Here is an 8,724-nt window from a genome sequence, read left to right as displayed (position 1 = left end):
TGCTGGTTACCCCTTTATCCGTGTTGTGGGGGCCCCCCGGCCCCAAGGGCGGGGTTTCTTGCGGGTCGCCCCCCGCGGGGCGGGGGGCCCGCCCCGGAATGACTCGGGGAGAGGGTGGGGTGGGGCGCGGCTGTGGTGATTAGTGCTGCAGCGGCGCCGTTGCCTGATCGAGCCAGAGTTGCGTCGGGCCGTCGAGGTGGGGGCGGACGAGGTCGCGGACGCGGGCGTGGTAGGCGTTGAGCCAGGCGAGTTCCTTCTGGCTCAGCATGGCGACATCGATCAGGCGGCGATCGATCGGCGCGAAGGTCAGGGTTTCGAAGCCGTTCATGGGCTTCTCGGCGCCGTCGACTTGTTTCTCGACGACCAGTTCGAGGTTCTCGATGCGGATGCCGAAGGCGTCGGTCTTGTAGTAGCCGGGCTCGTTCGACAGGATCATGCCGCGCTTCAGCGGCGTGGTGCCGAGCTTGGAGATCCGCGCCGGGCCTTCGTGCACCGACAGATACGAGCCGACGCCGTGGCCGGTGCCGTGTTCGAAATCGATCCCGGCCTGCCACAAAAATTGCCGCGCCAGCGTATCGAGCTGCGCGCCGGTGGTGCCGTCGGGGAAGACCGCGCGGGCGATGGCGATGTGGCCGCGCAGCACGCGGGTGAAACGGTCGCGCATCTCGGGCGTCGGCTCGCCGACTGCAATCGTGCGGGTGACGTCGGTGGTGCCGTCCTGATACTGCGCGCCGGAATCGATCAGCAAGAGATCGCCGGGCTGGATGCGGCGGTTGCTCTTGCGGGTGACGCGGTAATGCACGATCGCGCCGTTCGGGCCGGTGCCGGAGATGGTCGGGAACGACACGTCCTTTAGCGCGCCGGTGTCGCGGCGAAAGCTCTCCAGCGCCTCGACGGCGTCGATCTCGGTCAGCGCGCCTTTCGGCGCCTCGGCATCGATGAAGGCGAGGAAGCGCGCCAGCGCCACCGCGTCGCGCTGATGCGCCGTGCGGGTGCCGGCGATCTCCACCTCGTTCTTCACCGCCTTGAGCAGCGCCACCGGATCGGCGCCGCGCAGCGGCTTGCCGCCGGCGTCCTTGATCAGCCGGGTCAGCGCGTCGGCCGCGGTGGCGCTGTCGAGCGCGATCGTCGCGCCAGTCTGCGCCAGCGCCTGTAGCGCCGGCGCGAGCATCGACGGCTCGGCGACCTCGGCGGTCTGTTCGAGATGGTCGCGGGCACTGTTCGACAGCTTGCGGGCGTCGATGAACACGATCGGCCGACCGTCCTTCGGTACAAGCGCATAAGAGAGGGGCAGCGGCGTGTGCGACACGTCGGCGCCGCGGATGTTGAAGGTCCACGCCACCGCGTGCGAATCCGACAGCACCAGTGCATCGGCTTTGAGCCGGACGAGTTCGTCGCGAATCCGGCCGAGCTTGGCGGTTTCGCGTTCACCGGCGAATTCCGCGCCGTGAATGCTGACGGCGCCGAGCGGCGGCTCCGGGCGCTCGTGCCACACCGCGTCGATCGGATTGCCGTCGACCGCGATCAGCTCCGCGCCGGCCTTGGCGCAGGCAGCTTGCAGCCGCTCGACTGCCGAAGACGTGTGCAGCCACGGATCAAATCCGAGGCGGTCGCCGGCCTGCAGGTGCGACTCAAGCCAGCGTTCCGGCGGCGGCTCGACCAGCGACTCGATCGCCCACGCCGCGGTGTCGACCTGCTTGGCGGCCTGCAGCGTGTAGCGGCCGTCGACGAAAACGGCGGCCTCGTGCACCAGCACGATCGCCAGACCGGCAGAGCCGGTGAAGCCGGTGAGCCAGGCGAGCCGCTCTTCGGACGGCGCAACATACTCATTCTGCTGCTGATCCGCGCGCGGCACGATGAAGCCGGTGAGCTTGCGGCGGGCCAGCTCCTCGCGCAACGCTGCGAGCCGCGCGCCGAGCGCGACGCCGGCTTCGGGATCCTCGAAGGTCTGGAAATGCGCTTCGAACATCACGTGCTGTTTTCCTCGGTTCCGTGAAACGATCTTGCTGCGAAAAGCTTTGCTTATGGCACGAGTTATGCTTGATTTATCAGGCCTGCAAGGAACAGGCCCGAGTGCGCCCGCACTCTGATAACGCGTCCGGGATCAACCCGGGAGTGTCTCAACTCAACGATGAGGGGATACACATGCCTGCTTTTTCATTCGAGAAGATCGCTCCGCCCGTTCGTCCGACCTCCGCCGCCCAGCCGAAGACCGACGACGCCAAGCCCCGCGGGATGATCAGCCAGATGTTGGACCGCCTGTCCGACTCGCGAGTGAAGAAAGCCCCGCCGCAAGACGGCGCCCATGCGCGCTTCCCGAGCACGTCGGCCGACTAGGCCTGCCGCAAGTTCACCTCAGAAGGTTTTCGCCAGCAGCAGGCTGCTCCAGCCTTCGATCACGATCTGCCGCAGCAGCACGCAGCCGCGCGCCCGGTAGGCCGCGATCACGCTCTGCGCCTGCGGCTGCAGCAGACCGGATAGGATCACCAGCGCCGAGGGCGCCAGATGCTCGGACATCGGCTGCGCCAGCGCGCGCAGCGGATTGGCCAGGATATTGGCAAGTACCAGATCGAACGGCGCATGCGCCGCGAATACGGGCGAGGCGAAGCCGGTCGCCCATTCGGCGATCACCAGATTGCCGACGCCGTTGAGCCTTGCATTTTCCTTGGCAACCGCGACAGATTGCCGGTCGATGTCAGTGGCCAGCACCGGCTGACGCAGCGCCTTGGCGGCCGCGATCGCCAGCACGCCGGTGCCGGTGCCGAGATCGAGGACGCTGCGCGGCGGCCCGGCGCGCAGCACGAGGTCGAGCAGGATCAGGCAGCCACGGGTGGTGCCGTGGTGCCCGGTGCCGAATGCCAGGGCGGCCTCGATCTCGATGCCGAGCTTGTTGGCCGGAATGCGGTCGCGGTCATGGCTGCCATGGACGACGAAGCGGCCAGCCGGGACCGGCACCAGCCCCTCGAGGCTCGCCGCCACCCAATCCTTGGCGGCGATCGTCTCCATGGTGATCGCCCTGGCGGCGTCTTCGCCGGCCGCCTGCGCCACCAGGTCCCGGATGCTGTCGAGATTGGGCTGCTCGCCGAAATGCAGCGCGACCTCCCATTGACGGTCCGGGCGCTCGAACGCCGCGATCGCCATCTCGGCCTCGTCGAAGCATTCGCCGAGCAGGTCGGTGACGCGGCGGGCGGTCGCCTCGTCGCCGAGCACGAAGCTGGCACGGACGGTGGGAGCGGGATCAGGCATGGCAGGTCCGGGGGTTGGTAGGCGCGCCGTTCAAGCGGCTTATGAACAGATGATCCACAGCTTGTGCGCCGGAAACGCTGGGTTTGTCCATGACTTACCCACAGTGATGAAAGTAACGGGTTGGGGTTTTGGCGGCCGCGTTGATGTGGCGCGTGAGTGTTCCGCGTGCCACCGCCCGCTGCCCGTTCGGTGCATAGATGTGTCCCATGAGGCACATTGTCATGTTCTGGCCCATTTCTCAGGCCAAGTGATGAAGACGCTGGACGTCGCCCTGGGCGACCGCAGCCATCCCCAATCAGATCAGCCCATTGAGGTGTGATGATCAACGCCAACGACGTTCTGTTTTCGCGCGCCATCCGGCGCAAAGGCCTGGCCGCAGTGACCGCCATGTCTGCCCTGCTGGCTCCGGCCGGTATGCCCGCTGCCTTCGCGGCCGATCAGGCCGCCGCACCGATCCCGGTCGATTGCGCCACCATTCGCTACCACGTGGCCGAGCACGGCAAGGCCAAGTCGATCGCCTGGGCGGTCAAGAACGGCTACAGCTGGGCGCAAATCGCCGAAGCCAAGCGCTGCCTGCGCGGCTGAGCCCAGGTTTTCCACAGCATATCCACAGGCTTGCACACAGCTTTATCCACACGCTGTGAACAGGCTGCGGTGATCGCTGATAATGGCGGCTGCCGCGTTGTGGCCCGGGGCGCCAGTGACGCCGCCGCCGGGATGGGCCCCGCTGCCGCAGTGGTAGAGGCCCTTCAGCGGGCCGCGATAATCGGCGTGGCCGAGCATCGGGCGTGCCGAGAACAGCTGGTTCAGGCTCAGCGCGCCATGGAAGATATCGCCGCCGAGCAGCCCGAACTCGCGTTCGAGATCGAGCGGCGACAGGATCTGGCGGCCGAGCACGCTGGCTTTGAAGCCGGGGGCATAGCGGTCGACGGTCGCGATCATCAGGTCGGCAACCTGGTCGCGGTGCGCATCCCAAGACACGCCGTCCGGCAGCAGCGGCGCGACGTGCTGACAGAACAGGCTGGCGACGTGGCGGCCTTCCGGCGCCAGGGAATCGTCCAGCGTCGAGGGAATCAGCATCTCCACGACCGGCTCGCGGCTCCAGCCGTACTGCTTCGCATCGCTCCAGGCGCGGTCCATGTAGCCGAGGCTGGGCGCGATGATGATGCCGGCGGTGAGGTGATCGCCAGGGCCGGGCAGGGCCGTGAACGACGGCAGGCCCGACAGCGCGACATTCATCCGGAAGGTGCCGGAGCCGTTCTTCCAGGCGTTCATCCGCCGCAGGAAGTCTGCCGGCTGCGCGTCCTTCGGCACCAGCCGGGTGTACAGCAGCTTCGGATTGACGTTCGACGCGACGTATTTGGCCCGGATGGTCCGGCCGTCATCGAGCGCCACCCCAACGACGCGGTCCTTCTCCACCAGCACCTCGCGGACGCCGGCCGCCGTTTCAATGTCGGCGCCCGCGGCGCGGGCGGCAGCGGCCATCGCCTGGGTGATGGCGCCCATGCCGCCGATGGCGTGGCCCCAGACCCCCTTCTTGCCGTTCACCTCGCCGAAGGCGTGATGCAGCATCACATAGGCCGAGCCCGCCGCGTAGGGGCTGGCGTAATTGCCGACGATGGCGTCGAAGCCAAACAATGCCTTGACCAGATCGTGCTCGAAGCGGTCGTCCAGCATTTCGCCGGCCGAGCAGGTGAACAGGTCGAGCAGCAGCCGCTGTTGCTCCAGCGACAGCGCCCGCAAGCGATTGGCGGTGCCGAGCGCCGCCAGGCCTTCCCGGATCGCGCCGACGCCGAAGTGCTCGACCAGATTGGGCGGCGCGCGCAGTACGAAGTGCCGTAGCACGTCGGCGATCTGTTCAAGTTCCGCGGCGAAAACGCCAAAGCGCGCGGCGTCGTGCTGGCTGAGCCGCGCCACCGACGCCGCCGTGTATTTGGCGCCGGTCAGCAGATATTGGCCGCCTGGATCCGGCAGGAAGTTCTGCGCGCGGCGCTCGACGATGCGCAGGCCGTGGTCGTGCAGCTTGAGGTCGGCGATCACCTTGGGGTTGAGCAGGCTGACGGTGTAGGACGCTACTGAGTTCCGAAAGCCGGGATGAAACTCCTGCGTCACCGCCGCGCCGCCGACCACGCTGCGGCGCTCGACCACTTTCACCGACAGCCCGGCCTGCGCCAGATAGGCCGCACAGGTCAGGCCGTTATGACCGGCGCCGATGATCAGCGCGTCGACGTCGGTGGTTGGCGCGGCCATGATGCACCTGTCGGCGTGTGGAGGGCAGGGCGGTGCGCCGCCGCGGCGGAACCTGGCCCCTGATCAGAGATTTTCGTACCGAACGCCTGTCTACCAGAGGCAGCATGGGCCTGCCGAGTCCGGCGCGGCGCCAAGGCACAACGTCGCGGCCCCCCGATCCGAGTGGATGGCGCCTCGCCGTTCTGCAATGGTCGCTCCGGCCGATTGCGCAGAACGTCAAATGGCGCGTTGCGTGCGGACCGCGCGTTTGAGATGGATCGGCGCCGGCCTGGCCGGATCGTCCATGTTGGAGACCGTATGACCGAGCCGATGCTGCCTGCCGGTGCCCGCCACAATTCGGAGGCGCGCGACCGGGTGATCCTGATCGTCTACACCGCCGCGATCTTCACCAGTGCGCTGCTGCTGTTTTCGGTGCAGCCGCTGTTCACCAAAATGGTTCTGCCGCGGCTCGGCGGCTCGCCGGCGGTGTGGTCGGTGGCGATGGTGTTCTTCCAGTCGCTGCTGCTCGGCGGCTACGCCTATGCGCACTACATCAGCCAGTTCCGCAATCGGCTGATCCCGGTCGCGATTCATCTGCTGGTGCTGGTGGCGGCGTTGCTGACGCTGCCGCTGTCGATCGCCACCGGCTGGGGCACGCCGCCGGCCAGCGGCTACGCGTTCTGGCTGCTCGGCCTGTTCACGGTCTCGATCGGCCTGCCGTTCTTCGCGCTCGCCGCCAACAATCCGCTGCTGCAGGCATGGTTCGTGCGCACCGGCCATCCCAACGGGCCGGACCCGTACTTCCTGTACGCGTCGTCGAATATCGGCAGCTTCCTGGCGCTGCTGTCCTATCCGGTGCTGCTCGAGCCGACGCTGACGCTGCGCTCGCAGAACCTGGTGTGGACCGCGGGCTACGGCCTGCTGATCCTGCTGATCGCCGGCTGCGGCTATCTGCTGCTGCGCTCGCCGAAGATGGACATCTCGGCGAGCGCCGACGACAGCGCGGCGGCGGTTGCGCCGTCCTGGATGCTGCGGGCGCGCTGGGTATTTCTCGCCGCCGTGCCGTCGGGGCTGCTGATCGCCGTCACTGCGCATATTTCCACCGACGTCGCGGCGGCACCGCTATTATGGGTGCTGCCGCTGTCGCTGTATTTGCTGACCTGGGTGCTGGTGTTCCAGTCGCGGCCGCTGCTGCCGCACAAATGGATGCTGGCGCTGCAGCCGCTGGCAATCGCCGTGATCGCGATCCTGCTGGCCTACACCGGCACCGCCAATCTGCTGGTGATGCTGGCCGGCCACCTGATCTCGTTCTTTATCATCGCCATGGCGTGCCACGGCGAGCTGGCGCGAACCCGGCCGGACGCGCGGCATCTCACCGGCTTCTATGTGGCGCTGTCGTTCGGCGGCATGGTCGGCGGCCTGTTCGCCGGGCTGGTGGCGCCTTACAGCTTCTCGTGGATCGCCGAATATCCGATCCTGCTGGCGCTCGCCGTGCTGTGCCGGCCGCTGGTGGTCGAGCGCGTGCCGCAATGGACGCGGTGGTACTGGGCCTTGCTGGCGGCGTTGGCGGTGGCGCTGATCGCGCCGGCCTTCGCGTCGGGCACGATCTACGACTGGATCAGCATCAACCGCATGCTGATCGTCGGCGACGTGGCGGCGGTGGCAGCGTTCGCCGCGCTGGTGCTACGTGCCAACCGCTGGAAGGTGTTCGCCACCATCGTGCTGGCGCTGGCGTTGATCCGGCTCTATCCGTCCGACGATGGCCGGGTCGATACGGTGCGCAGCTTCTTCGGGGTGCACAAGATCCAGGTGACGTCGAACGGTCAGTACCATGTGCTGCTGCACGGCACGACTATCCACGGCGCCGAGAAGATGCTGAACGACGACGGCACGCCGGTCACCGGCCGGCCCGAGCCGATCACCTATTATCACCCGAGCGGGGGCATCGGGCAGGGCATCGCGGCGATCCGCGCGCGCAAAGGCGGCGAGCCGCTGCGGGTCGCGGTGATCGGGCTCGGCTCCGGTTCGCTGGCCTGCGCGTCGCAGCCGGGAGAGACCTGGAAGTTCTTCGAGATCGACCAGTCGATGGTCGACACCGCCCGCGACCCGAAATACTTCACCTACGTCAGCAAATGCGCGCCGGACCTGCAGCCGGTGATGGGTGACGCGCGCCTGACCTTCGCCAACGAGCCGAACGGCACTTACGATCTGATCATCGTCGATGCCTATTCGTCGGATGCCATTCCGATCCACCTCGCCACCCGCGAGGCGATGGCGATCTACAAATCCAAGCTTACTCCGCGCGGCGCCGTGCTGATGCACGTCTCCAACCGGCATCTCGAACTGACCAGCGTCGTGGTCGGCATCGCGGCCGCCAACGGGCTGAAGAGCTGGAGCTTTTCGGAAGATTCCGACCGTGACGCCGAATACATCTTCTCGACCTCGGTGGTGATCTCCGCGCGCGAACCGGAGGATGTCGGCAGCATCGCCACGTCGCAGGACTGGACCCTGACCGAGCCGCGCCCGCATCAAAGGGTGTGGACCGACGACTATTCCAACGTGTTGGGGGCGGTGTGGCGAAGGTTGCGTGAGGGCGAGGAATAGGCAGCGCCGCGGGCATGGACCTTAGAGCCCACCGCGGACGCTAACGCAGCGAATTCAGCCGCATTTCCCGTCATTGACAGCGAAGCGAAACATCCAGGGCCGCAAAGTCAGCCTTTTGCTGGATTGCTTCGTCGCTTCGCTCTCCACAACCACGACCCTTACGGCGCATTCGACGGTCGAATGACCGGACAGGCTCTACGCGCACGCATCCCCCGGCCATGCCCGTTTGGCGACCTCCGTACCGAACACGGGGGCGCCCGGCGATCCATCGGCGCTTTTTCCGTTCAGCGGAACCTTATGAAAGATCGTCGCTTTTCGACTTGTCCCCAGCGGAACTTTCTCCCGAGTCGTGAAACCTTCATTTTTCCGCTTGCGGTCCGCGGAGGCGGGGGCTATAGAAACACCCACGCGCTGCCCGCGGGTCGGGCTTCCTCTCTTGGCTCCCAAGTCAAGGGAGAGATTGGCGCCTTTTGATGCTCCTCACTTCGATGAGTGACGCAACAGCCGATAGGTCTCGGTTGGTGTCATCCATTGTCGCTGAAGGGTAGGCACCCTAGCTAAGGGTGTAGGGGTCTTCGGGCTCCGGGCTGTTTGACAAGTGAAGATGAAGAAAGAGAAACGTGGACGGCGGAGTCCTTGCGGGTC

Annotated in this window: 6 protein-coding genes; 3 read left to right on the top strand and 3 right to left on the bottom strand. The window is 66.7% G+C overall.

Annotated features, from left to right (window positions below; genetic code table 11):
• Positions 1-139 precede the first annotated feature (139 nt).
• Positions 140-1,969, bottom strand: a complete 1,830-nt coding sequence (locus tag D4Q52_RS25745) for an aminopeptidase P family protein (RefSeq protein ID WP_119859439.1) — start codon at positions 1,967-1,969, stop codon at positions 140-142.
• A 71-nt stretch (positions 1,970-2,040) separates the two neighbouring features.
• On the opposite strand from D4Q52_RS25745, the gene D4Q52_RS26975 reads away from it, so the two are divergent.
• Complete coding sequence (locus D4Q52_RS26975) at positions 2,041-2,337, top strand: hypothetical protein (protein WP_349627422.1); 297 nt, start codon at positions 2,041-2,043, stop codon at positions 2,335-2,337.
• An 18-nt stretch (positions 2,338-2,355) separates the two neighbouring features.
• Here the strand turns inward: D4Q52_RS26975 and D4Q52_RS25735 are convergent, their stop codons facing one another.
• Complete coding sequence (locus D4Q52_RS25735) at positions 2,356-3,246, bottom strand: 50S ribosomal protein L11 methyltransferase (RefSeq protein WP_119859437.1); 891 nt, start codon at positions 3,244-3,246, stop codon at positions 2,356-2,358.
• Between the two features lie 318 nt (positions 3,247-3,564).
• On the opposite strand from D4Q52_RS25735, the gene D4Q52_RS25730 reads away from it, so the two are divergent.
• Entirely contained in the window at positions 3,565-3,831 is a 267-nt protein-coding gene (locus D4Q52_RS25730) for a hypothetical protein (RefSeq protein WP_119859436.1), read from the top strand.
• Between the two features lie 42 nt (positions 3,832-3,873).
• On the opposite strand, the gene D4Q52_RS25725 is transcribed toward D4Q52_RS25730, so the two are convergent.
• The gene (locus D4Q52_RS25725; protein WP_119859435.1) at positions 3,874-5,496 is read right to left on the bottom strand and encodes a phytoene desaturase family protein; all 1,623 of its coding nucleotides are present in this window, start codon (positions 5,494-5,496) and stop codon (positions 3,874-3,876) included.
• A 297-nt stretch (positions 5,497-5,793) separates the two neighbouring features.
• Here D4Q52_RS25725 and D4Q52_RS25720 point away from each other — a divergent pair, with 297 nt between their 5' ends.
• Positions 5,794-8,079, top strand: a complete 2,286-nt coding sequence (locus D4Q52_RS25720) for a spermidine synthase (RefSeq protein ID WP_119859434.1) — start codon at positions 5,794-5,796, stop codon at positions 8,077-8,079.
• Positions 8,080-8,724 lie beyond the last annotated feature (645 nt).

Source organism: Rhodopseudomonas palustris (assembly GCF_003591005.1).
Taxonomy (GTDB): Bacteria; Pseudomonadota; Alphaproteobacteria; order Rhizobiales; family Xanthobacteraceae; genus Rhodopseudomonas; species Rhodopseudomonas palustris_K.
Note: the sequence above shows the minus strand (reverse complement) of the source record. Positions and strands in the feature narration are given on the sequence as shown.